Genomic DNA, 24,682 nt, shown 5'->3' with positions numbered 1-24,682 from the left:
CCGAAACGATGACCGAGACCTACGTGACCGATCCGCTGACCCTGCTGCACCGCGCGCCCATCCGGCCGAGCACGGTGCGCAGCACCTACCGGCTGCAACTGCGCCCGGACGCGCTCACCTTCGCCGATGCCCGCGCCATCGCCGAATACCTGCAGCAGCTGGGGATCTCGCATCTGTATCTGTCGCCGATCCTGACCGCGGCGCACGGCTCGACGCACGGCTACGACGTCACCGATCCCACCACGGTCTCGGCCGCGCTGGGCGGGCCGACCGGGCTCAAGGCGCTCTCGGACGAGGTGCGCAGTCGCGGGATGGGGTTGATCGTCGATCTGGTGCCCAATCACGTCGGCGTGGCCGATCCGCGGCAGAACCCGTGGTGGTGGGACGTGCTGCGCAACGGTCAGCAGTCCAAGTACGCCAAGTACTTCGACATCGACTGGAGTCCGGGCAACGGTGCGGGCGGACGGCTCGCGCTGCCGGTGTTGCAGAGCGAGAACGATCCGGCCGCGCTGTCGGTCGACCGGTCCGGCCACGAACCGATGCTGGCGCTGCACGATCTGCGCTTCCCGATCGCGCCGGGCACCGACGGCGACAACGCGTTGCGCATCCACGATCGCCAGCACTACCGGCTGGTGAGCTGGAAGGCGGGCGTGTGCACCTACCGGCGGTTCTTCGCGGTGAGCAGCCTGGCCGCGGTCCGGCAGGAGGATCCCGAGGTCTTCGAGGCGACCCACCGCGAGCTGGCCGCCTGGTGCGAACACGATCTCATCGACGGTGTGCGGGTGGACCACCCCGACGGGTTGTCGCACCCGAGCGCCTACCTGACCCGGCTGCGCAGGCTGATCGGCCCGCAGCGGCTGCTGCTGGTGGAGAAGATCCTCGCCAACCGGGAGCCGCTGGACGCGACGCTGCCGGTCGACGGCACCACCGGTTACGACGCGCTCGCCGATCTCGGCGGTGTCCTGATCGATCCGGCCGGCGAGGCCGCGATGACCGAGCTGTCCCAGCACGTCGCCGGGCACGGCAGCGACCGCGCCTGGTTCGGTGAGACCGAGCACCGGATCAAGCGCGCCGTCGCGGAAACCATTCTGGCGCCGGAGATCCGGCGGCTGGTCGCCGCGATCAAACGCGACGGCAACGCGGGCAGCTTCGACACCCTCGCGGTGAGCAACGCGACCATCGAGGTCCTGGCGTTCATGCCGGTGTACCGGGTGGACTACGCGCCGCTGGCCGGGATCACCGCGGCCGTCGTCGCGGAGGTGGAGAAGCGCAACGCCGAGCTGACGGCGCCGCTGTCGGTGCTGGTGACCGCGCTGTCGGTGGGTGGGGAGGCGGCGATCCGGTTCTCCCAGGTGTGCGGTGCGATCACCGCGAAGTCGGTCGAGGACACCATGTTCTATCAGGGCGCGCGGCTGGTGTCGCTGCAGGAGGTGGGCGGCAATCCGGCGCGGTTCGGCCACACCGTCAACGACTTCCACCTGTCCAACAGCGAGCGCTCCCAGCGCTGGCCCGCCACCATGACGACCCTGTCGACCCACGACACCAAGCGCGGCGAGGACGTGCGCGCCCGGATCGGGGTGCTGTCGCAGGTCGCCGAGATCTGGTCGCAGCGGGTGCGCGGCTGGCTGGAGACGACGCCGGCACCCGACGGCGCGACGGCACTGTTCCTGTTGCAGAACATGTTCGGGGTCTGGCCCGCCGACGGGCGGCCCGCGTCCTCGGTGCCGGGGTTGCGGGATCGGCTGCATCTGTTCGCGGAGAAGTCGATTCGCGAGGCCGGGACCAAGACGTCCTGGGAGGAACCGGACGCGGAGTTCGAATCGTCGGTGCACGGCTGGCTGGACGCGGTGATCGACGGCCCGGTCGGCACCGGCATCGGCGATCTGGCGCACGAGCTGGCCCCGCACGCCTGGTCGGACGCGGTGTCGCAGAAGCTGTTACAGCTGTGCGGGCCCGGCATCCCGGACATCTATCAGGGCACCGAACTGTGGGAGGACTCCCTCGTCGACCCGGACAACCGCCGCCCGGTGAACTTCGCCGTGCGCGCCGGGCTGCTCCAATCCCTCACCGAGCCACCGACACTGGACACCACGGGGGCGGCGAAGATGTGGGTCGTCGCCTACGCGCTGTGGTTGCGCCGGGAACGGCCGGAGTGCTTCGTCGGCGGGATGTACCGGCCGCTCTACGGCGCCGGGGAGCACGCGCAGCGGCTGGTCGCCTTCGGGCGCGGACCGGCGGGTGAGGCGCCCGAGGTGATCGTCGCGGCGACCAGGCACTCGGTCGGGCTGGCCGCGACCGGCTGGCTCGACACCACCCTGCACCTGCCGGAAGGCACGTGGATCGACCGGCTCACCGGCTCCACGTTCGCGGGCAGTGTCCGGCTGGACAAGCTGTTCACCCGGCTGCCGGTGGCCCTGCTGGTGCGCTGAGCGGCGTCACGGCCGGTGCGCGAGCACCGCGAACATGGTGACCGACATGTGGTAGTCGCCGGTCTCGACGCCGTGCGCGATCGCGGCGGTCAGCTCGTCGGCCTGCGCGGCGGTGATCACGCCAGTGGCGCGGCCGGTGGCGACCATCTGCCCGACCAGCGGGATCGCGGTGTCCGCGTCCCAGATCACCGCCTGGGAGGCCTGGTCGTCGATGACGAATCCGGCCCGGACCAGCAGCCCGCGCAGGCGACGGCCGGAGCCGGGGTTGGCGGTGTCGGCCCGCATCCGTTCCGACAGCGCGGCGACGACGGCCGGGTCGCCGGGGTGCAGGATCGCGGTGTACCAGTCGCTGTCGACGAGGCAGACCCGGCCGCCGGGCCGCAGGACGCGGGCGATCTCGGCGGTGGCGGCGGCGGGGTCGTCGAGGTGCTGGAAGACCCGCTCGCAGCGGACCAGATCGACGGAATCGTCCGGCAGCGGGAGCGCGGCGGCGGTGCCCTCGACGAATTCGGCGACGGTGCCGCGGGCCCGCTCGCGGGCGATCGTGAGCATGGCCGGGTTCGCGTCGACGCCGACGGCGCGGCCGTGCGGGCCCACCCGGTCGGCGAAGGCGAGGACCTCCGAGCCGGTGCCGGAGCCGATGTCGAGGGCGGTGTCGCCGGGTCGCGGTGCGAGGACGTCGAGCACCCAGCGCCGCATCCGGACGACGCCGGACAGCTCGGCCTGCCGGTCCAGCAGGGTGATCAGCAGGTCGTCGGCCGCACCGGCGGCGTCGGCGTGGAAGGACGGTAGCTGCTCGTCGGGAACGGCCATGTCCCCGACGCTACGCCGTGCGAAACGCGAGGCCACGATGGTCGTGGCCCCGCGTTTCGCGGTTCGCTGCTCAGTGGCTGGTGCCGCGCAGGCCGCGGTACTGCAGGGCGGCGAAGGCGCCGACGGTGACGGCTTGCAGCACTCCCCACACCGACCCGGCCACGGTCAGCCCGAGGACTCCGGTGACCACGGCGACCAGGCTCGCGACCACCCAGGTCGCGTTGCCGATCGCGACCGCTGCCGCCTCGTACCGGACCACCGGCGAGCTCCGGCCGACCACCGCGACCGCGAGGCCGTAGGCGGTGAGGAAGGCGCCGATCGCGAGGCCGGCCCGGGTGTCGAGACCGAGCAGCCGCTCCAGCAGCGGTGCCAGGGCGAGGTAGGCGACGCCGTTGACGGTGGTGACGACGGCGTCGAGGCGCAGCGAGAGCAGCAGCAGCGGCTCGCCCGGGGTGAGCAGGGTGGACAGGCGGGACGGGGCGGTGGCGGTGGTCATGGCGGATCTCCTTGGCGTGTCGGAAATATCAGGCGGTCGCGGGGACCTGGTCGAGGAAGCCGTAGACGCTGTCGATGCGGCCGTCGGCGAGGACGGCGACGTCGAAGCCGATCACCACGGCGTCACCGTCGGCGGGACCGAGCCCCCAGGTGAAGCGCACCTGGTCGTGGTGGGCGTCGACCGGGCCTGCCAGGCGGAAGGTCCAGTCGGGGAACTGGGTCTGCACGCCGGCGATGGCGGCCTCGAGTTCGGCGTGGCCGGTGACGGCGACCAGCGGGTCGACGTAGCGGGCCTCGGGGGTGAACAGGCGGGTGACCGCGGCGCGGCGGGCACCGGGCTCGCGGGTGTTCCAGGCCTCCAGGTACTGCGCGACGACGGTGTTCATCTCGACCTCCGAAAATGTGCTGTGAGCTGGTATTTCGCGGGTTGTCCCTGCGATGACACCTACGGTATGGCGCGACGGGGGTAGGTCGAATCAGTCGTCTATAGGTACTTCTCGCGACACGCGAACCGCCGGTACCGGTACGGCGCTACCGTGGTGCGCATGCTGCACGGACGCGAACCCGAACAGGCCACGATCGATGACCTGCTCACGGGCGCGCGCGCCGGGCGCAGCGGGGCGCTGGTGCTGCGCGGCGAGGCCGGGATCGGCAAGTCCGCCCTGCTGGAGTACGCGGCGGCGCAGGGCATTCCGGCGATTCGCAGTGCCGGGATCGAGTCCGAGGCCGAATTGCCTTTCGCGGCACTGCATCTGCTGGTGCGCCCGGCGATGGAGCTGGTCCGGCGGCTGCCGCCACGGCAGCGCGACGCGATGGACGCCGCATTCGGCCTGGGCGACAGCACGCCCGCGGACCTGATGCTGATCGGCCTGGCCGTGCTGACGCTGCTGGCCGAGGAAGCGGTCGACGGCCCGCTGCTGGTCCTGATCGACGACGCGCACTGGCTGGACCGGGCGACGGCGCAGACCCTGCTGTTCGCCGCGCGCCGGCTCGACGCCGAGGGTGTGGTGATCCTGTTCGCCACCCGGTCCGGCCCCGACGACTTCCCGGCGCCGGGACTGCCCGAACTGGCCCTGTCGGGGCTGCGTGCCGAGGCCGCCGCCGCCCTGCTCGACGCGGGCCCGACCCGGCTCTCGCCCACGACGCGCTATCGCCTGCTCGCCGAATCGGGGGGCAATCCCCTTGCCCTGCTGGAACTTCCGGCCGCGGCGGGCAACGCGGAGGATCCGAATCCGCTGCCACTGACCCAGCGGCTCCAGCTGGCCTTCCACGGCCGGGTCGCCCGGCTGCCCGCGCCGACCCGGACGATCCTGCTGATCGCCGCGGCCGCGGGCGCCGAGGATCTGGCGCCGGTCCTGCGCGCCGCCGCGACCCTCGGCGCGGGACTCGACGACCTGCAGCGGGCCCAGGACGCCGATCTGGTGCGCACCGACGGCCAGGTGCTGACCTGGCGTCATCCGCTGTCCCGGGCCGCGGTCTACCAGGGTTCGGCGCTCACCGAGCGGCTGGCCGCGCACCGCGCCCTCGCCGCCGCGCTCGACGACGCCGACGCCGCCGACCTGCGGGCCTGGCATCTCGCCTGTGCCGCGACCGGACCCGACGAAGCCGCGGCCACCGCGCTGGAGCGCACCGCCGATCGGGCCAGGCGGCGCACCGGATTCCACGGTGCGGTCGCCGCCTACGACCGGGCCGCGGCACTCAGTGCCGACGCCGACGCCCGGTTGCGCAGGCTGGTGCTGGCGGCTGAGACCGCCACCGAGGCCGGGCTCACCGAGCAGGCCGCGCGGCTGGCCGAGCGCGCCGCGTCGATGTCGACCGACGCGGCGATCGAGTCGCGCCTCGAACTGGTGCGCGCGCAGGCCGAATTCGCCGCGGGCAAGCCGGGTTCCGCGCATCGGCGGCTGATGGCGGTGGCGGCGCGGGAGACCGATCCGCGGGCCGCGGCGCGCGTCGTCACCCGGGCGGTGCACACCGCCTGGTACCTCGGTCCCGCCGAGCTCGACGAGGTCGCGGCCTTACTGGCCACGCTGCGGCTCGACGCCGGCGATCCGGTCACCCCGATCGTGCGCTACCTGACCGGCTCGGTGGCCGGGCTGCGCACGGTCGACCTGCGGACGGCGGCGGACGCGGCCCGCGCGAACGGCGCCGACAGTCCCGCCGACCTGGTCCAGCTGTGCGGCAGCGGACTCGTCGTCGGGCAGGACGACCAGGTCGGCGAGCTGGCCGATGTGCTCATCGGCGAAGCCAGGGAGCAGGGCCGGATCGCGCTGCTCGCACCGCTGCTGTTCTTCCGCGCCGAAGCCGAACTGTTCGGTGGCCGCCCCGGCGAGAGCCGGATCGCCGCCGAGGAGGGGCTGCGGATCGCCGAGGACATCGGCCAGCCGCAGTGGATCAGTCAGCTCACCGCGTTCCTGGCCTACGCGGCCGCGCTGCGTGGCGACGAACAGTCCTGCCGTGACTACGCCGATCGCGCGGTCGCCGAGGCCTTCGGCGGGGCGCAGGCGGTGGGCGCGCCATGGGCGCACGCGGCGCTGGCGCTGCTCGCGCTCGGGCAGGGCAGGCTGGATCAGGCGCAGGCCGAACTGGACCACATGACCGTCGAACCGGCCCGGCATCACGTCAGCGGGCTGCGCACCCTGGCCGACCAGGTGGAGGTGGCCGCGCGGCTCGGCGACGCCGACCGGGCCGTCGCGGCGCGGGAACAGCTCGACGCGTGGTCGGCGCGGGCCGGTCAGGAGTGGATCGCGGCCCTGGCCGCCAGGGCCGCGGCGATCCTCGCCGAGGGCGCCGACGCCGAGCGGCACTACCTCGCCGCGCTCCCGGCCCAGCGCCCGTTCGACGAGGCCCGCACCCGGCTGCTCTACGGCGAGTGGCTGCGCCGGGACAAGCGCAAGGTCGACGCGCGGACCCAGCTCGAACAGGCACTGGAGCTGTTCGACCGGCTCGACGCCGCGCCGTGGCGGGAACGCACCCGCACCGAACTCGCCGCGCTCGGGGTCGGCGCCGCCGCGCGCCCGGCGGGCGGCCCGCTCAGCGTGCTCACGCCGCAGGAGTCGCAGATCGTGCGGCTGGCGGCGCAGGGTCTGTCGAACCGGGAGATCGCGGCGCGGTTGTTCCTGAGTCACCGCACGGTCGGGCACCACCTGTACAAGGCGTATCCGAAATTGGGGGTGCTCTCCCGCGGGGAGCTGCGCGAGCTCGACCTAGCGGAGTGAGTGCGCCCTGGCGGCACCGACCGACCAGCGCAGCGCGGCCACGGCGGCCGCGGCGAGCACGGCCGACTGGGCCGAGCCGAGGATCAACAGCAGCAGGGCGCCCACGACGAGCCCGGCGACCAGCGCCTCGAGCTTGTAGACCGGCCAGGCACTGCCCGCGATGTCGACCGTCGCGGTTGCTGCCGATGGGGTGACCACTGCCATGCACACAGGATAGACGGACATCGAAGTTCGGGCTACCGAACTTTCCCGTCCGGGCCTATCGGGAACATCACACCGCGACGGATCGTTGTGCAGGTCATGCCACTGACTGGAGAGTACGCACCGAGCACTTCGGACTGGGCTCGCACCCAGGCCGAGACCTACGAGAACTCCGGCGGAGCCGAGGGCACCTCGTTACAGGGCAAGCCGGTCATCCTGCTGACCACCAAGGGCGCCAAGACCGGCAAGCTCCGCAAGACCCCGCTGATGCGCGTCGAGCACGACGGCGAGTACGCCGTCGTCGCCTCGCTGGGCGGCGCGCCCAAGCACCCGGTCTGGTACTTCAACATCAAGGCCGAGCCGCACGTCGAACTGCGCGACGGCACCGTCAGCAAGGACTACACCGCCCGCGAGGTCACCGGCGACGAGAAGGCGCTGTGGTGGGACCGGGCGGTCGCGGTGTGGCCCGACTATGCCGAGTACCAGACGAAGACCGATCGCCAGATCCCCGTCTTCGTCCTCACCCCGCGCTGACGCCCCGGTCGCCGGGCCCGTCGTCGCGGCGGATCCGGCGACGGGAGGCGCGCGCTCGGCGCGCCCGACCCCCTCGGTAGCATTTAGCGGGTGTCCCCCATCGCTGACGTCGCCGAAGTGTCCGTAACCCGTCCGCCGCTGACCGCGGACGAGATCGACGCCGCCGCCAAGCGAATTTCCGACATCATCGAGCCGACACCGCTGCAGTACTCCGCGCGGCTGTCGGCGAGCACCGGTGCGCAGGTCTACCTCAAGCGCGAAGACCTCACCGCGGTGCGCTCGTACAAGCTGCGCGGCGCCTACAACCTGATGGTCCAGCTCACCGCCGCCGAACGCGCGGCCGGTGTGGTCGCGGCCAGCGCGGGCAACCACGCCCAGGGCGTGGCCTTCGCCTGCCGGGCCATGGGCGTGCGCGGGCGCATCTACGTGCCGACCACCACCCCGAAGCAGAAGCGCGATCGCATCCGCGTGCACGGCGGCGAGTTCGTCGAGCTGATCGCCGTCGGCGAGACCTACGACGCGGCCGCCGCGGCCGCCGCCGACGACGTCGCCCGCACCGGCGCGACCATGGTGCCGCCGTTCGACGATCCGCGCACCGCCGCGGGCCAGGGCACCATCGCCGCCGAATTCCTCGAGCAGCTGGGCGCCGCGCCCGATCTGGTCATCGTCCCAGTCGGTGGCGGCGGGTGCCTCGCCGGCATCGGCACCTACCTGCGCGAACGCGCGCCGCAGGCCGGCCTGCTCGGCGTCGAGCCCGCGGGCGCGGCCTCGATGACCGCCGCGCTGGTGGCGGGCGGCCCGGTGACGCTGCCCGAGATCGACCCGTTCGTCGACGGCGCCGCGGTGCGCCGCATCGGCGACCTGCCGTACCAGGCGGCGTCCTCGTTCGGCGGCCGGGTGGTCTCGCACGCCTCGCTGCCGCTGCTCACCACCACCGAATCCCCCACCGGCACAGCCTCTTTCCGGATGATGCAGGTCGACGAGGGTGCGATCTGCACCGCGATGCTCGACCTGTACCAGAGCGAGGGCATCATCGCCGAGCCCGCGGGCGCGCTGGCCACCGCGGCACTGGCCGAGATCGAGATCGAGCCCGGTTCGACCGTGGTCGTGCTGGTCTCCGGCGGCAACAACGATGTCTCCCGCTACGGCGAGATCATCGAGCGCTCGCTGGTGCACCGGGGCCTCAAGCACTACTTCCTCGTCGACTTCCCGCAGGAACCCGGCGCGCTGCGCCGCTTCCTCGACGACGTGCTCGGCCCCGACGACGACATCACCATGTTCGAGTACGTCAAGCGCAACAACCGGGAGACCGGGGCGGCGCTGGTCGGCATCGAACTCGGCGCTACCGACGATCTGGCGTCGCTGCTGCATCGCATCGAGGAGTCCCCGATCCAGGCCGAACGCCTGGAACCGGGTTCTCCCGCGTATCGCTACCTCACCTAGGCCGGGCTCGGCAGCCCCGGACTACGCCGCGACGCGGTCCGGGCGCTGCGTGCCGGAGCGGGACGCGCGAGCGCCCGCCACGGCCAGCGGCAGCAGCCAGCTCATCGCCAGCTGGTCGTAGGGCAGCAGGCCCTGGTCGAGGCGGTTGTGCACGAAGGCGATCGAGAGTCCCGACTGCGGGTCGACCCAGCCGAAGGACCCGCCGAGCCCGATGTGGCCGAAGGCGTTGCGCGCGCCGGGCACCGGCATCGAGTGGTAGCCCAGGTGCCACATCATCGGGAAGTAGAACAGGGCGTGGTCGAGGCGGTAGGTCTGCACGCGCCGGATCGACCGGTGGGTCCCCGGCGTCAGGAACGGCCTGCCGTCGACGGTGAGCCCGTCGGCCAGTGCCGCGTACATCCTGGCCAGCCCCGGCGCGGTGCACACGCCGTTGCCCGCGGGCATCTCGGAGTCGAGGATCGCCGGGTCGTCGCCGTCGAGGATGCTGTCCAGGCCGGGCACGAACAGGCAGCGGGCCGCCGCGCCGAGCGGACCGGGAATCCGCTGGCCGATCCGGTCCAGGAATCCGGCGGCGATCGGGTTGCCCGCCACGCTCAGGTGCGTGCCCGCCAGCCGCGCGTACTCCGTCGGCGAACCGGCGGCCGGACGACCCAGGTGGATGCCGTCGATGCCGAGCGGATCGGTGACCTCGCTGCGGATGAGCTCGCTCATGCTCTGCCCGGTGACGGCCCTGGCCACCCCGGCCAGCAGCCAGCCGTAGGTCAGCGCGTGGTAGGTCGGGGTGCCGAGCAGCCGGTCGGGGGTGGCCAGCGCGAGCCGGTCCTCCATGAGTTCGTGGTCGAGGGATTCGGCGGCGGTGGCGGCGACCGCGGGCAGCGAGGACAGGCCGGCGCGGTGGGTGAGCACGTCGGCGACGGTGATCGCGCCCTTGCCGTGCGCCGCGAATCGGGGCCAGTATTCGGCGACCGGCGCCTGGTAGTCGATCAGGCCGCGATCGGCGAGCCGGTGGATGACGGTGGCGGTGACGCCTTTGGTCGCGGAGAACACGATGGGCGCGGTGTCCGCGGTCCACGGCCGTTCGCCCGCGCTGCCGGTCCACAGATGGGCCAGGGGTTCGCCGTGCCGATAGATCGCGATGGCGCCACCCGCGGCGCGGCGATGGCCGATCAAGGTGGCGAAGGCGCGCACCAGCGGACCGAATCCGGCCGCGGCGAAACCGCCGACACCGGCCGGAAGGGCAGCACTGTCCTGCCCGTAAGCGTCGTTGCTCATCGTTCAACCGTACGGACGTCTGTTCGCCTGGGCAACGGTCGGCCGCCGACCGTGGCCGAGCCGTGCCCTGGCCGGATCACTCGGTGACCACGGCCCCCGCGCCGTCACCCTCCTCCAGCACGGCGAAGCTGTGGCCCGAGATGAGTATTCCCGCACCGGATTCGGTGGCGGGCGCCCAGGCCAGCAATACCCTTCCGTGCACCGGGATCACGGCCTCGTCCTCGGACAGGTTGCAGACCACCGAGATCCGGCCGCGCCGCAGCACGAACCAGCGGTTCGCCTCGTCGTAGTCGGCCCAGACCCGTTCCAGCCAGGGGTCGGTGAACTCGGACCTGGCCGCGCGCAGCGCGATCAGAGCGCGATAGCAGGCGAGCAGCCGGGCGTGCGGCTCACGGGTCGGTTCGGTCCAGTCCAGCTTGGAGCGGGTGAAGGTGTCCGGGTCCTGGGGGTCGGGGACGTCGTCGGCGGCCCAGCCGTGGTCGGCGAACTCGGCCCGGCGTCCGGTCGCGGTGGCCGCGCCGATGACGGGGTCGGTGTGCGAGGTGAAGAACTGGAACGGGGTGCGCGCGCCCCATTCCTCGCCCATGAACAGCATCGGCGTGCTCGCCGAGAGCAGCACCAGCGCCGCCTTCACCGCGAGCTGCCCCGGGGTGAGGTAGGCGCTGGGGCGGTCGCCGACAGCCCGGTTGCCGATCTGGTCGTGGGTGCAGGTGTAGCCGAGCAGGGCGCTGCCGGGGATCAGGTCGCGCGGGATCGGCGTGCCGTGGGTGCGGCCGCGGAAGCTGGAATAGGTTCCGGCGTGGAAGAAGCCGTGGGTGAGGGTCTGGGCCAGGCAGGCCAGGGAGCCGAAATCGGCGTAGTAGCCCTGTCGTTCGCCGGAGACGGCGGTGTGCACGGCGTGGTGCAGGTCGTCGTTCCACTGGCCGGTCAGGCCGAAGCCGCCCGCCGCGCGGGGCGTGATCAGGCGGGGATCGTTGAGGTCGCTCTCGGCGATCAGGCTCAGCGGGCGGCCCAGATGCGCTGCCAGCGCGGTGGTCTCGACGACGAGTTCCTCGAGCAGATGGGTCGCGGTGCGGTCGACCAGGGCGTGCACGGCGTCGATGCGCAGCGCGTCGATGTGGAAGTCGCGCAGCCAGCGCAGGGCGTTGTCGATGATGTGGCGGCGGACGGCGTCGGAGCCGGGACCGTCGAGGTTCAGGCTCTGTCCCCACGTGTTCCGGCCGGCGGCGAGGTAGGGACCGAAGCGGGGCAGGTAGTTGCCGGACGGTCCGAGGTGGTTGTAGACCACGTCCAGGCAGACCGCCAGACCGCGCGCGTGGCAGGCGTCGACGAAGCGCTGCAGGCCGTCGGGACCGCCGTAGCTCTCCTGCACCGCGTACCAGAGCACGCCGTCGTAACCCCAGTTGTGGGTGCCGTCGAAGGCGTTGACCGGCATCAGCTCGACCGTGGTGACACCGAGGCCGACGAGGTGGTCGAGCCGTTCGATCGCCGCGTCGAAGGTGCCGTCGGGCGTGAAGGTGCCGATGTGCAGTTCGTAGAACACCGAACCGGCCAGCTGCCTGCCGGTCCACCGCCGGTCGGTCCAGACCGCCGGATCGAGGTCGTGCACGGCGGAGAGTGCGTGGACGCCGTCGGGCTGGCGCGGGGAGCACGGGTCGGGCAGTACCGTCGGATCGTCGTCGACCAGGAACCCGTAGCGGGCGCCCTGACCTGCGTCGACGGTGACCGACCAGCGCCCGCCCCCATTGCGCCGCATCGCATGGGTCACCCCGTCCAGTTGCAGCCGCACCGCCCCCGCCTCCGGCGCCCACACCCGAAACTGCCTCATGGCCCCAGCATCGCATGCGGGTGGGCATCGGGCAGGGCGACCGGTGTCACCGCGCTGCCCGTCTCCCGCCGTGCCCGGCACGGGTCGGTCGACGCGAGTACCGAAGCGCGGTGGTCTGCTCGGACGCTCGGTACGAACCGGCCGCCGGTGCGTCCTCGGTGCCGCCCCGCACGAGCAGTCGGCGGTCAGTCGTGAGCGACGACTCCGACCGGCCCCGCGCCGAAGCACAATTCGAGGCCTGGAGTCAGCGCGCGGACACGCAAGGCCGTGCCACCGCCGAGCAGGCGGACGTAGACCGGGTGCAGCCCGGCCCTGACCTCGGCGACGGTTTCGGCGGCGCCCTCGAACGAGACCGCGATGGTGCCGTCGCGGTCGGCCAGGTAGTTCAGCTGGGCGGTCCACTCGCGGATCTGCATCGGTCCGTCCAAGGGCAGCCGGACCGCCTCGCCGGGCGTCATCCGGTAGCCGCAGCCGGGTTCGGGGGCGGGCACGATCGAGCGGTTCCACCACACCTGCGCGTCGACGAGATCACCGTCGTCGGTGAACATCCGCAGGTGCGGTGTCGACCGGGCGAAGGTGTCCGGCCCGGCGAGCGCGGCGAACACCTGGTCGGTCATGTTCTGCGGGAAGGCCAAGGGATTCAGCACATTCCACGGAACCTCCTGCGGCAGCAGCGGCGCGTCGGCACCCGGCAGCGCGGTGCGCACCCCGGTGACATAGGCGCGCGCCGGACTCGGCTCCCACGAGCGGGTGAAGGTGACGGTCGAATACACGCTGCTCACGAGGAAGATCACGGTCGCCACCACCGCCACGACAGCTCGCACCGGAAGACCCCGCACCAGGAGCCGACCACGTGCAGTGGCACCGCTTCGCAGGTCGTGGGGCACGCGGCGTGGGGCGGTCATGATCAGGGCGAGGCCGAGGCAGGCGATGACGGCGACGTCCGCGAAGTAGCGGATGGATTGGAGCAGCAGCGCCGCGGTGCCGGGGCCGTCGCGCAGGACCACGACGGGCGCGACGGTCGCGACGACGTAGGCGGCCGCGCACACCCAGATCACGCCGACCCGGGCGCGGGTGCGGATCGTCCACGCCGCGAACAGGATCAGCGCCGTCCAGCACAGGGCGACGGCCACGCCGGGCGGGTCGGCCCACGGGGTGGCGGGCTGCCAGCGTTCCCATCGCCAAGGTCCGCCGGACAGGGCGGGGACCAGTCCGTCCGAGAGTGCTCGGCTCAGCAGGGCGGTGGGTTGTTCGGGGCGCGACAGTCCGCGCGGACGCTGGATGACCAGCAGGAAGAACGCCGACCAGGCCAGCAGCACCGCGCCCGCCGCCGTCCACAGGGCGGCGCCGCGACGGACGGCAACGCGCACCGATTCCCCGGCGACGTAGGCCGACAGCGCCACCACCGCGACCGCGACCGGCAGCACCACCACCGCTTTCTCGAAGCTCAGCAGCGCCACCGCGGAGACCGCCGCGCCCGAGACCGCGTACCGCCTGCGCCCGGTCCGCACGAGCCGGATCGCGTCCGCGCTCACCCAGGCGAGCGCGATCTGCAACGGCAGCGCGTTCACCGCGGCCGACCACCAGGCGAAGGCGGGCACCGTCAGCGGAACGAACAGGTAGCAGGTCAACGGCACCAGCAGCCGCGGCCCGGTCCCGAGCAGCACGACCACCAGCCGGAGCACCGCGAGTGAGGCGAGCAGCTGCAGCAGCACCAGGACGGTCGCCGCCACGCCCCACTCGAACGGCGCGATCGTGGTCACCGCCCAGGTCAGCGCGAACGCCAACGGCATCACGTGGCCGTCGTGGCTGGTGAACAGCAATTCGGTCGACCACAGCGGATGCCGACCCACCTCACCGATCAGGATGAAGTCGTCCCAGTAGAAGAATCCCGACGCCGCGACCCAGCCGCGCAGAACCAGCTGGGCCACGATCAGCGCGGCCGCGACGAGCAGTACGGCCCGCGGCGGCACGCGCGGGCGCGGGCGCGCGAGTCGCACGGGGTGTGGGGGCGAATCGAGCCGAGTCGCTGACGTCACGCCTCTCGACGCTAGCCCGTCGCCCGCCGGGTTTCGATCAGCACCCGCCGAGACACCGCGCGCACGCCCGGTTCGGCCGTGCTCCCAGCGCTACACGACCACCGAGACCGCGGCCGCCCGCGATCGCCGCCGGGCTCAGCCCAGGCAGCCGGGACCGAGCAGGGCCTTCAGATCGCCCATCAGCGCCGAGGACGGACTCACCCGCCAGCTGTCGTCGAGCTTGAGCAGGGTGGTCTTCTCCCGTGCGCCGACATGGCGGACATGTACGTCGGAGGTGCCGGGATGGCGGGAGAGCACCTTCTTGAGCTCACCGATCTTGTCCGGCGTGCACATCCGGGTCGTCATGACCACCGCCACCGGCTTCGCCACCCCGATCGCCGAGAGATCCGGCACCACGAGGTCGTTGGCGATCAGCGAGATGCGGTCGTCGCGGACGGACACGCGCGCCTTGACCAGCACCACCGCGTCTTCGACCACGTCCATGCCGTAGACCGAGTACGACTGCGGGAAGAACAGCACCTCGACGCCACCGGTGAGGTCCTCGAGCTGGGCCGAGGCCCAGGCCAGGCCGTTCTTGTTGATCCGCCGGTTGACCGAGGCGAGGATGCCGCCGATGGTCACCTGCGCGCCGTCCTTGACGTCGCCTTCCAGGATCGCCGGAATCGGGGTGTCGACCTGGGCGGCCAGCACGTGCTCGACGCCGTTGAGCGGATGCCCGGAAACGTAGAGGCCCAGCATCTCTCGCTCGAGGGCGAGCTTGTGCTTGGTCTCCCACTCGTCCTCGGGGACCTTCACGTTGAACACCGAGGCGACCGAGTCGTCACCGTCGTCCAGGCCGCCGAACAGGTCGAACTGGCCGATCGCCTCGGCCTTCTTCGTCGACATCACCGCGTCGATCGCGTCGGAGTGGATCAGCAGCAGGCCCTTGCGGGGATGCCCGAGGGAGTCGAAACCGCCTGCCTTGATGAGCGATTCGGTGACCTTCTTGGAGCAGGCGATCGCGTCGATCTTGTTCAGGTAGTCGGAGAAGTCGGTGAACTTCGACTTCTCCTTGCGCGCGGCGATGATCGAGGACACCACGTTGGCGCCGACATTGCGGACCGCGCCGAGGCCGAAGCGGATGTCCTTGCCGACCGAGGCGAAGTTCTGCTCGGACTCGTTGACATCCGGCGGCAGCACCGTGATGCCCATCTTGCGGCAATCCGACAGGTAGATCGCGGCCTTGTCCTTGTCGTCACCGACGGAGGTGAGCAGACCGGCCATGTACTCGGCCGGGTAGTTGGCCTTGAGGTAGGCGGTCCAGAAGGAGACCAGGCCGTAGCCCGCGGCGTGCGATTTGTTGAACGCGTAGCCGGCGAACGGGAGGATGGTGTCCCACAGCGCCTTGATCGCGGGCTCGGAGAAGTCGTTCTTGAGCATGCCCTCGCGGAAGCCCGCGTAGGCCTCCTCCAGCACCGAGAGCTTCTTCTTGCCCATGGCGCGGCGCAGGATATCGGCCTGGCCGAGCGAATACCCGGCGACCTTCTGCGCGATCTGCATGATCTGTTCCTGATAGACGATCAGGCCGAAGGTGTCGGCCAGGATCTCCTTCAGCGGCTCTTCGAGCTCGGGGTGGATCGGTTTGACCTCTTGGCGGCCGTTCTTGCGGTCGGCGTAGTCGTTGTGGGCGTTCATGCCCATCGGGCCGGGGCGGTACAGCGCGAGGACGGCGACGATGTCCTCGAAGCCGGTGGGCTGCATGCGGCGCAGCAGATCGCGCATGGCACTGCCGTCGAGCTGGAACACGCCGAGGGTGTCGCCGCGGGCGAGCAGTTCGTAGGTGGCCGGGTCGTTGAGCGGCAGGTGATCCATGTCGAGATCGACGCCGCGGTTGGCCTGGATGTTCTCCAGGGCGTCACCGATGACGGTGAGGTTGCGCAGCCCGAGGAAGTCCATCTTCAGCAGGCCGATGGCCTCGCACGACGGGTAGTCCCAGCCGGTGATGATCGCGCCGTCCTGCGCGCGCTTCCACACCGGGATCGCGTCGGTGAGCGGCTCGGAGGACATGATGACCGCGCAGGCGTGCACGCCCGCGTTGCGGATCAGGCCCTCCAGGCCACGCGCGGTCTCGTAGATCTTGGCGACATCGGGGTTGGAGCCGATGAGCTCGCGGACCTCGGCGGCTTCCTTGTACCGCTCGTGGTCGGGGTCGGTGATGCCCGAGACCGAGATGTCCTTGGCCATGATCGGCGGCGGCAGCGCCTTGGTGATCTGGTCGGCGATGGCGAAACCGGGCTGGCCGAACAGGACTCGCGCGGAGTCCTTGATCGCGGCCTTGGTCTTGATGGTGCCGAAGGTGATCACCTGGGCGACGCGGTCGCTGCCCCACTTCTCGGTGGCGTAGCGGACCATCTCACCGCGGCGGCGATCGTCGAAGTCGATATCGATATCGGGCATCGACACGCGCTCGGGGTTGAGGAACCGCTCGAACAGCAGGCCGTGCGGGATCGGGTCGATATTGGTGATGCCCATCGCGTAGGCGACCAGCGAGCCCGCGGCCGAACCACGGCCGGGGCCGACGCGGATGCCGACGTCGAGGGCGTGCCGGATCAGGTCACCGACGACGAGGAAGTAGGCGGGGAAACCCATCTCGCAGATGACGCCGAGTTCGTAGTCGGCGCGCGCGAGATAGTCCTGCGGCGGGCCGTCGGGGAATCGGCGGTCCAGGCCGTCGAGGACTTCCTTGCGCAGCCAGGTGGCCTGGGTGTGGCCTTCGGGCACCGGGAAGATCGGCATCCGGTCGCGGTGGGCCCACACGTCGTCGTAGGACTGCACCCGCTCACCGATGAGCTCGGTGTTGTCGCAGGCGCCGGGGACCTCCGCGTCCCAGATGGCGCGCATCTCCGCGGCCGACTTCAGGTAGTAGCCGTCACCGTCGAACTTGAAGCGGGTCGGGTCCGAGAGCGTCTTGCCGGTCTGGATGCACAGCAGCGCTTCGTGATTGGTCGACTGGTCCTTGGTGACGTAGTGGCAGTCGTTGGTGGCGATCGGCGGGATGTCGAGCTGCTTGCTGACATTGATCAGGCCCTCGCGGACCCGGCGCTCGATCGACAGACCGTGGTCCATCACCTCGAGGAAGAAGTTGTCCTTGCCGAAGATCTCCTGCCACTTCGCGGCGGCCTCGAGCGCCTCGCGTTCGTGACCGAGGCGCAGCCGGGTCTGCACCTCGCCCGACGGGCAGCCCGTCGTGGCGATGATGCCCTCCGCGTACTGCGCGATGATCTCCTCGTCCATACGCGCCCACTTGCCCAGCTGGCCCTCGATGGAGGCCAGGCTCGACAGCTTGAACAGGTTGCGCAGACCGGTCGCGTTCTCGGCGACCATCGTCATATGGGTGTAGGCACCCGAACCCGAGACGTCGTCGCTCTTCTGGCCGGGATCACCCCACTGCACCCGCTTGGTGTCGAACCGCGAGCCCGGGGCGATGTAGGCCTCGATGCCGATGATCGGCTTGATGCCCGCCTTCTTGGCGCTGTTGTAGAACTCCGAGGCGCCGTACATGTTGCCGTGGTCGGTCATGCCGACGGCGGTCATGCCCAGCCGTTCCGCCTCCGCGAACAGCGGCGAAATCTTCGCCGCACCATCGAGCATGGAGTACTCGGTGTGGTTGTGCAGGTGAACGAACGATCCGGACGGAGCCAAGACGGTCCTTCCTCCCATGGTGTCGACGGGGGTTGGCCTAGGCATTCTAGGCACGTGGGTCCGACAACTTTTCGCGTGCCACACGGGCATCGCGCCCCCGCCCTGGCCTGGTTCGGCGTGTCGTGGCGAACGTCACCGGCGAGTCCGCAGCAACCGTCTGTTTTCCGCTAGTTCATGATCGGAAACGCGGCGCGCGCGCCCGTCGGCGATCATCGGACCACCGATGCCGCGGGCGACGATAATCGGCGGATGTCCGCACGAGGGGTGCGGCCGTCGTCGAACCGGGCCGGTTCGCGGAGCGCGTAGACGGGAGTGACCGGTGACGACCACGGCGGTGGTGCTGGCGGGTGTCGCGATCGTGCTGGTCGTCGCGTGGCTGGTGTGGCGGCGGACGCAGCGTGTCGTGACCACGCCGGCGCAGCGGGCGGTGCATCAGGCCCTGCACACCGCGTCGCTGGCGGCGGTGCCGTTGCGGCGGGGGTTGACCGAGGAGGCGGCCAGGGAGGCGGCGCCGCATCTGCGGGCGCTGGCCGGGGCCGAGGCGCTGGGGGTGATGGACGCCGACGCGACGCTGCTGGCGTGGGACGGGCCGCATGCGGGGATGGCCGCAGTCTTCGACGAGGCGGCGCGGCGGGCGATCGCCGAGGAGCGGGCGGTGCTGGTCAGCGGGGACGAGCATTCGCTCATCGCGCAGCCGCTGCTGATCGACACGGGGGCGGCGGTGGGGGCGCTCGGGATGGTGACCACCGGGAAGCCGGGGCCCGGGATGCTCGGGGCGGCGGGCGAGGTGGCCCGGTACGCGTGCGGGCAGCTGGAGCTCGCCGAGCTGGATGCCTCGCGGGCCAGGGTCGATCGGGCCGAATTGCGGGCGCTGCGGGCGCAGATCAGTCCGCATTTCATCTACAACGCGCTCAATACGATCGCGTCGTTCGTGCGGACCGATCCGGATCGGGCCCGTGAACTGATTCTCGAATTCGCCGACTTCACCCGCTACTCCTTTCGTGCCGCGGGCGAATTCACCGTCCTCGCCGACGAACTGCGCAATATCGAGCGCTATCTGGCCCTCGAACAGGCCCGCTTCGGCGACGCCCTGGAGGTCCGCCTGCGGATCGCGCCGGAGGTGCTCGGCGTGGTGCTGCCGTTCCTGGCGCTGCAACCCCTGGTGGAGAACGCGGTGCGGCACGGGCTCGGCGGCGGCGGGCGCGGCGGCCAGCTCAGCATCGTCGCCACCGACGCCGGCACCGACTGCCTGATCAGCGTCGAGGACGACGGCATCGGCATGGACCCCGACCTCCTGCGCTCCGGCGCCCTGGACGCCGTCGACACCGACACCGGCCCCGCCCGCACCGGCGAAGCCGCCCACGTCGGCCTAGCCAACGTCGACGACCGCCTCCGCGCCGCCTTCGGCAACGACTACGGCCTGGTCGTCGAAACCGCCCCCGGCGCAGGTACCAAAGTCAGCATGCGCGTCCCGAAATTCCGCCCGGGCATCCACGCCTGACCGCCCCGACGACATCGTTCACGGGCGAACACTCCCCTTCCCGGCGCCGCCGAGGGTTCCGGCGGAGTTCGGCGACTCGCCCGGTTACCATGGACAGGTTGTGACCTGGAACACCGATGAGAACTCGACCGCACTGCGGGTGCTCGCTGTCGATGACGAGAAGCCGGCGCTCGACGAGTTGGTGTATCTGCTGAGTACGCAGGTGGGGGTCGGGGAGATTCATCGGGCGGGGGAGGCTACCGGGGCGCTGCGGTTGTTGCGGGCGCATCCGATCGACGCGGTGTTCCTGGACATCGATATGCCGGGGCTCACGGGGATGGAGCTGGCGGGGATTCTGTCGGAGTTCGCCGAGCCGCCCGCGGTGGTGTTCGTGACGGCGCACGACGATCACGCGGTGGCGGCCTTCGATCTGGGGGCGGTGGACTATCTGCTCAAGCCGTTGCGGGGGGCGCGGCTGGCCGAGGCGGTGCGGCGGATCGTGGCGGCCCGGGTACCGGTGCCCACGGCGGCGCCGCCGGAACCCGCGCATCCGAGCGAGGTGATCCCGGTCGAGCTGGGCGGGGTGACCACGCTGGTGAACCGGGCCGATGTCGCGTGGGTCGAGGCCGACGGTGACTACGCGCGGCTGCACACCGGCACGGGCTCGCATCTGGTGCGGATTCCGCTCTCGGCGCTCGAAGCCCGGTGGGAGGACGCGGGATTCCTGCGTGTGCACCGGTCGTACCTGGTGGCCTTGCGGCTGGTCACCGGGATGCGCAGCACCGGAACGGGGACCGTGGTCTGCCTGCGGGCCGAGGGTGCGGCCGGCGCGGTGGAACTGCCGGTGAGCAGGCGCCAGGTGCGCGAACTCAAGCAGCGGCTGGTGCACGGGCCGCGGCAGAACTGGTCCCAGCGGTGACGGGTCCGCAGCGCCCGCCCAGGGAACGGGTGGTGCTGGCGCAGCGGCGGGGTGCGCGCCAGATCCGTACCCGGACCGAGGTGGTGGAGCAGACCGACCTCGGTGCGGCGCTGATCGGCGGACTGATCCGGGCGCAACTGGGGTTGGCCCTGCGCCTGAGCCTGGTCGTGGTCGCGGTGTTCGGCTCGCTGCCGGTGTTGTTCGGGATCGACGCGATCGCCGCGACGACCGTCCTCGGTATCCGGCTGCCCTGGATCGTGCTCGGCGCGCTCGCGTTCCCCGCCCTGTACGCGGTGGGCCGCCTCTACGTACGACTGGCGCAGCGCAACGAGGACGACTTCCTCGAACTGGCCGGGGACTGACCCGTGCTGACCACGAGGCGACACCGATGACACCGGACAGCCCGGCGCTCACCATCGCGGCCCTGCTGCTGGCCGCGCTCGCCACCATCGGGATCGGCTTCTACGGAGTCCGGCTCTCCCGCACCACCTCCGACTTCCTGGTCGCCTCGCGCACGGTGGGTTCGCGGTGGAATGCCGCCGCGATCTCGGGCGAATACCTGTCGGCCGCTTCGTTTCTCGGCGTCGCGGGCCTGATCGCCAAGTACGGCGCCGACGCGCTCTGGTATCCGGTGGGTTTCACCGCGGGATATCTCGGCCTGCTGATGTTCGTCGCCGCTCCCCTGCGCCGCTCCGGCGCCTACACCGTCCCGGACTTCGCGGAATTCCGGCTCGGGTCGATCCGGTTGCGGCGCATGGCCGCCGGGCTGGTGGTCGTGGTCTGCGCGGTGTATCTCATCCCGCAGTTCCAGGGCGCGGGGCTGACCCTGCACCTGCTGCTCGGGGCCCCGCCGTGGGTGGGGGCCGTCGCGGTCGGCGCGATCGTGCTGGCAAATGTGATCGGCGGCGGTATGCGGTCGGTGACCCTGGTGCAGGCGTTCCAGTACTGGTTGAAGCTGACGGCGGTGGCCGTGCCCGCCCTGGTGCTCGGTCTGCACTTCCTGGCCGACGAGCGGCCGGTCGGCACCCCCGCGCCACCGACGGTCGACCAGCGCACCACCGTCGACATCTCGACCGATGTGGTGGTGCACCTCGATGTGTCGCAGCAGGTGAGCGTCACCGGCACCCTCGACGGCCGGGCCGAGGCCGGGCCGGTCCTGCTCACCCCGGGCGACCACACCCTGACCGAGGGCTCCGAGCTGATCCTGGAGCCGGGCTCGGCGGTGCCGGTGGTCGCGGGCGCGCCCGCCGACGGCGCGAGCTGGGTGGCGCCGGGTGGCGGGTTCGGTGGCGAACATCCGCAGTACCAGGTGTTCTCGCTGATCGTGGCGACCTTCCTCGGCACCATGGGCCTGCCGCATGTGCTGGTCCGCTTCTACACCAATCGGGACGGTCCGTCGGCCCGCCGGACGGCGCTGACGGTGATCGGGCTGGTCGGGGTCTTCTACCTGTTCCCGATCCTGCTGGGCGTCTTCGCCCGCCTGTACGTGCCGCAATTGCTGATCACCGGCGCCTCCGACGCCGCGGTGGTCCTGCTGCCGGGCGCGGTGCTCGGTGGACTCGGCGGGCAGCTGCTGGCGGCGCTGGCGGCGGCGGGCGCGATCGCGGCGTTCCTGTCGACCTCGTCGGGGCTGCTGGTCAGTCTCGCCGGCGTGCTGAGCACCGATGTGCTGCGCGGGCGGATCCGGGATTTCCGGGCCGCCGCGCTGGTCGCCGGGCTCGTCCCGCTGACGCTGGCGCTCACCGTCGCCTCGCTCGACCTGTCCCGCACGGTCGCGCTCGCCTTCTCGGTGGCCGCCTCGACCCTGTGTCCGCTGCTGGTACTCGGCATCTGGTGGCGCGGGCTGACCGCGGCGGGCGCGGCGAGCGGGCTGCTCACCGGCGGCATCACCGCGGGTGGCGCCACGGTGCTCGCGGTTCTCGGCGGCGTCTCGCCCGAGCTGGCCGGTGGCTGGCCGTCGGCGATCGTGGACTATCCGGGCGCGGTGAGCGTGCCGCTGGCGTTCGCGGTGACGATCGTGGTCAGCCTGGTGACCCAGGGCCAGGATCAGCGCACGGTCGCGGGGATCTTCCTGCGCCTGCACGCACCGGAACGCCTCGGCATGAGCGCCGACCGCGAGCCGGAAACCGCCGTCGACCGCTGACCGTTCGTCGCGCCACAGCGACCGTTCACCGCACCGGCGGCCACCTTCACCGAGTGACCCACGCCACATCATTACACGCTCATACTCCGCGTCTTACGGTCATCGCACGCACGACACTCCTCACGCTAGGACCACCAGGCATGACCGAAACCGACACCGAAGAAGCGCCCGACCGGCGCACGCCGAGTGCCGACGAATGGCTCGCCGTGCAGGCGAGCCCGCAGTTCCAGGATCTGCGCAATCGCCTGCGCCGCTTCGTCTTCCCGATGACCGCGCTGTTCCTGCTGTGGTACCTGAGCTATGTGGTGCTCGGCGCGTACGCGCACGACCTCATGGCCACGAAGGTCTTCGGCAACATCAATGTGGGTCTGCTGCTCGGCCTCGGGCAGTTCGTGTCCACGTTCCTCATCACCGGGCTCTACGTCCGTTTCGCCAATCGTGAGCTGGATCCGCGCGCCGCGGCCATTCGCGAATCTCTCGAGGAAGGCCGCGCGTGACCATTCTTGCCGCGGACACGACGGTGGGTAACCCCGTCGCCAATATCGCCATCTTCGCGCTGTTCGTCGCGGTCACCATGGTCGTGGTGATCCGGGCCAGCCGCAACAACGCCAGTGCCGCCGACTATTTCACCGGCGGCCGTGGCTTCTCCGGTCCACAGAACGGCATCGCCATCGCCGGTGACTACCTGTCGGCGGCCAGCTTCCTCGGCATCGCGGGCGCGATCGCCGTCTACGGCTACGACGGGTTCCTGTACTCGATCGGGTTCCTCGTCGCCTGGCTGGTCGCGCTGCTGCTGGTGGCCGAGATGCTGCGCAACACCGGCAAATTCACCATGGCCGACGTGCTCAGCTTCCGGTTGAAGGAGGGCCCGGTGCGCACCGCGGCCGCGCTGACCACGCTGACCGTGTCGCTGTTCTATCTGCTGGCGCAGATGGCGGGCGCGGGCGGCCTGGTCGCGCTGCTGCTCGACATCTCCAGCCGCGCGGGCCAATCGGTCGTGATCGCGATCGTCGGCGTGCTGATGATCGTCTACGTGCTGGTCGGTGGCATGAAGGGCACCACCTGGGTGCAGATCATCAAGGCGGTGCTGCTGATCGCGGGCGCCGCGCTGATGACGGTGCTGGTGCTGGCCAAGTTCGGCTTCAACTTCTCCGACATCCTCGGCGCCGCCCAGGAATCGGTGAGCGAGTCGACCAACAAGGCCGTCGCCGCGCGTGATGTCCTCGCACCCGGCGCCCAGTACGGCGGCAGCGACACCTCGAAGCTGAACTTCCTGTCGCTGGGTCTGGCGCTGGTGCTGGGCACCGCGGGTCTGCCGCACGTGCTGATGCGCTTCTACACGGTCCCGACCGCCAAAGAGGCGCGGCGCTCGGTGGTCTGGGCGATCAGCCTGATCGGCGCGTTCTACCTGTTCACCCTGGTGCTCGGGTACGGCGCGGCGGCCATCGTAGGCCCGGACAAGATCCTCGCCGCGGCGGGCGGCCAGAACTCGGCGGCGCCGCTGCTGGCGTTCGAGCTCGGTGGCGTCATCCTGCTGGGCGTGATCTCGGCGGTCGCGTTCGCGACGATCCTGGCGGTGGTCGCCGGTCTGACGATCACCGCGTCGGCCTCGTTCGCCCACGACATCTACGCCAGCGTGATCAAGAAGGGCGATGTCGACGAGCGCAAGCAGGTGCGGGTCTCGCGGATCACCGCCGTGGTGATCGGCGTGCTCGCGATCGGGCTCGGCATCCTCGCCAACGGCCAGAACATCGCGTTCCTGGTGGCGCTGGCGTTCGCGGTGGCGGCGGCGGCGAACCTGCCGACGATCCTGTACTCGCTGTTCTGGAAGCGCTTCAACACCACCGGCGCGCTGTGGTCGATGTACGGCGGCCTGATCTCGACCATCGTGCTCATCGTGTTCTCCCCGGCCGTGTCGGGCACCAAGACCTCGATGATCACCGGCACCGACTTCCACTGGTTCCCGCTGTCCAACCCGGGGATCGTGTCCATTCCGCTGGCCTTCGTGCTCGGCATCGTCGGCACCTACGCCGGTGGCCGTGGCGAGCAGGTCGACACCGCCAAGGCCGCGGAGATGGAAGTCCGGGCACTGACCGGCGTCGGTGCGGAGAAGGCGATCTCGCACTGACGTTGCCCCAGCCCGTGCCGGTGCCCTCCCACCACCGGCACGGGCTTCACCCCTGTTCGTTC

The 24,682-nt window shown here is 71.1% G+C and carries 18 protein-coding genes; 10 read left to right on the top strand and 8 right to left on the bottom strand.

From position 1 onward, the window contains the following. Positions 1–8: 8 nt before the first annotated feature. Positions 9–2,429 carry a malto-oligosyltrehalose synthase gene (treY, locus tag ACFVW6_RS33970; RefSeq protein ID WP_378833527.1) on the top strand — a complete coding sequence of 807 codons (2,421 nt, stop codon included), beginning with the start codon at positions 9–11 and terminating at the stop codon, positions 2,427–2,429. 6 nt (positions 2,430–2,435) lie between these two features. Here the strand turns inward: treY and ACFVW6_RS33965 are convergent, their stop codons facing one another. The 3 genes from ACFVW6_RS33965 to ACFVW6_RS33955 all read right to left on the bottom strand — a co-directional run bounded on the left by ACFVW6_RS33965 (position 2,436) and on the right by ACFVW6_RS33955 (position 4,123). Beyond that, the gene (locus ACFVW6_RS33965) at positions 2,436–3,242 is read right to left on the bottom strand and encodes a methyltransferase domain-containing protein (protein ID WP_378833529.1); all 807 of its coding nucleotides are present in this window, start codon (positions 3,240–3,242) and stop codon (positions 2,436–2,438) included. A 70-nt stretch (positions 3,243–3,312) separates the two neighbouring features. Beyond that, complete coding sequence (locus tag ACFVW6_RS33960; RefSeq protein ID WP_378833531.1) at positions 3,313–3,738, bottom strand: hypothetical protein; 426 nt, start codon at positions 3,736–3,738, stop codon at positions 3,313–3,315. Between the two features lie 28 nt (positions 3,739–3,766). Next, a complete protein-coding gene (locus tag ACFVW6_RS33955) occupies positions 3,767–4,123 on the bottom strand; it encodes a nuclear transport factor 2 family protein (protein ID WP_378833534.1) in 357 nt (118 codons plus the stop codon). A gap of 159 nt (positions 4,124–4,282) precedes the next feature. On the opposite strand from ACFVW6_RS33955, the gene ACFVW6_RS33950 reads away from it, so the two are divergent. Then, positions 4,283–6,952 (top strand): AAA family ATPase, encoded by a 2,670-nt coding sequence (locus ACFVW6_RS33950; protein ID WP_378833537.1) that lies wholly within the window; start codon positions 4,283–4,285, stop codon positions 6,950–6,952. Here the strand turns inward: ACFVW6_RS33950 and ACFVW6_RS33945 are convergent. Next, entirely contained in the window at positions 6,941–7,156 is a 216-nt protein-coding gene (locus ACFVW6_RS33945; RefSeq protein WP_355284274.1) for a hypothetical protein, read from the bottom strand. The genes ACFVW6_RS33950 and ACFVW6_RS33945 overlap by 12 nt on opposite strands. Positions 7,157–7,252: 96 nt before the next feature. On the opposite strand from ACFVW6_RS33945, the gene ACFVW6_RS33940 reads away from it, so the two are divergent. Together ACFVW6_RS33940 and ilvA are read left to right on the top strand one after the other, a co-directional pair. Continuing rightward, positions 7,253–7,687, top strand: coding sequence for a nitroreductase family deazaflavin-dependent oxidoreductase (locus ACFVW6_RS33940; RefSeq protein ID WP_378833540.1), 435 nt, complete (start codon positions 7,253–7,255; stop codon positions 7,685–7,687). A 90-nt stretch (positions 7,688–7,777) separates the two neighbouring features. Beyond that, positions 7,778–9,130 (top strand): threonine ammonia-lyase IlvA, encoded by a 1,353-nt coding sequence (gene ilvA / locus ACFVW6_RS33935; RefSeq protein WP_355284277.1) that lies wholly within the window; start codon positions 7,778–7,780, stop codon positions 9,128–9,130. A 21-nt stretch (positions 9,131–9,151) separates the two neighbouring features. Here ilvA and ACFVW6_RS33930 read toward each other — a convergent pair whose 3' ends face one another. The 4 genes from ACFVW6_RS33930 to dnaE all read right to left on the bottom strand — a co-directional run bounded on the left by ACFVW6_RS33930 (position 9,152) and on the right by dnaE (position 17,968). Beyond that, a complete protein-coding gene (locus tag ACFVW6_RS33930; RefSeq protein ID WP_378833543.1) occupies positions 9,152–10,402 on the bottom strand; it encodes a serine hydrolase domain-containing protein in 1,251 nt (416 codons plus the stop codon). A 76-nt stretch (positions 10,403–10,478) separates the two neighbouring features. Further along, entirely contained in the window at positions 10,479–12,230 is a 1,752-nt protein-coding gene (gene treZ / locus ACFVW6_RS33925; protein ID WP_378833545.1) for a malto-oligosyltrehalose trehalohydrolase, read from the bottom strand. Between the two features lie 185 nt (positions 12,231–12,415). Continuing rightward, a complete protein-coding gene (locus tag ACFVW6_RS33920) occupies positions 12,416–14,269 on the bottom strand; it encodes a hypothetical protein (protein ID WP_378833548.1) in 1,854 nt (617 codons plus the stop codon). A gap of 135 nt (positions 14,270–14,404) precedes the next feature. Beyond that, positions 14,405–17,968 carry a DNA polymerase III subunit alpha gene (dnaE, locus tag ACFVW6_RS33915; RefSeq protein ID WP_355284287.1) on the bottom strand — a complete coding sequence of 1,188 codons (3,564 nt, stop codon included), beginning with the start codon at positions 17,966–17,968 and terminating at the stop codon, positions 14,405–14,407. Positions 17,969–18,269: 301 nt separating this feature from the next. Between dnaE and ACFVW6_RS33910 the strand changes: the two genes are divergently transcribed. The 6 genes from ACFVW6_RS33910 to ACFVW6_RS33885 all read left to right on the top strand — a co-directional run bounded on the left by ACFVW6_RS33910 (position 18,270) and on the right by ACFVW6_RS33885 (position 24,620). Beyond that, the gene (locus tag ACFVW6_RS33910) at positions 18,270–19,451 is read left to right on the top strand and encodes a histidine kinase (protein WP_365016347.1); all 1,182 of its coding nucleotides are present in this window, start codon (positions 18,270–18,272) and stop codon (positions 19,449–19,451) included. Positions 19,452–19,551: 100 nt separating this feature from the next. Next, on the top strand, positions 19,552–20,349 hold the full coding sequence (locus tag ACFVW6_RS33905; protein WP_378833553.1) for a LytR/AlgR family response regulator transcription factor: 798 nt from the start codon (positions 19,552–19,554) through the stop codon (positions 20,347–20,349). Then, entirely contained in the window at positions 20,346–20,711 is a 366-nt protein-coding gene (locus tag ACFVW6_RS33900; protein ID WP_357349134.1) for a hypothetical protein, read from the top strand. The genes ACFVW6_RS33905 and ACFVW6_RS33900 overlap by 4 nt, the downstream gene beginning before the upstream one ends. Positions 20,712–20,737: 26 nt before the next feature. Then, positions 20,738–22,492: a cation acetate symporter gene (locus ACFVW6_RS33895; RefSeq protein WP_378833555.1), complete on the top strand. Its 1,755-nt coding sequence runs from the start codon at positions 20,738–20,740 to the stop codon at positions 22,490–22,492. 140 nt (positions 22,493–22,632) lie between these two features. Further along, positions 22,633–22,989 carry a DUF485 domain-containing protein gene (locus ACFVW6_RS33890; protein ID WP_378833558.1) on the top strand — a complete coding sequence of 119 codons (357 nt, stop codon included), beginning with the start codon at positions 22,633–22,635 and terminating at the stop codon, positions 22,987–22,989. Further along, positions 22,986–24,620 carry a cation acetate symporter gene (locus ACFVW6_RS33885; RefSeq protein ID WP_355284301.1) on the top strand — a complete coding sequence of 545 codons (1,635 nt, stop codon included), beginning with the start codon at positions 22,986–22,988 and terminating at the stop codon, positions 24,618–24,620. The genes ACFVW6_RS33890 and ACFVW6_RS33885 overlap by 4 nt, the downstream gene beginning before the upstream one ends. The last annotated feature ends 62 nt before the right edge of the window (positions 24,621–24,682 follow it).

Origin of the sequence: Nocardia sp. NPDC058244, assembly GCF_042882065.1 — a bacterium.
Taxonomy (GTDB): Bacteria; Actinomycetota; Actinomycetes; order Mycobacteriales; family Mycobacteriaceae; genus Nocardia.
This window is presented reverse-complemented; position numbering and strand designations above follow the sequence as displayed.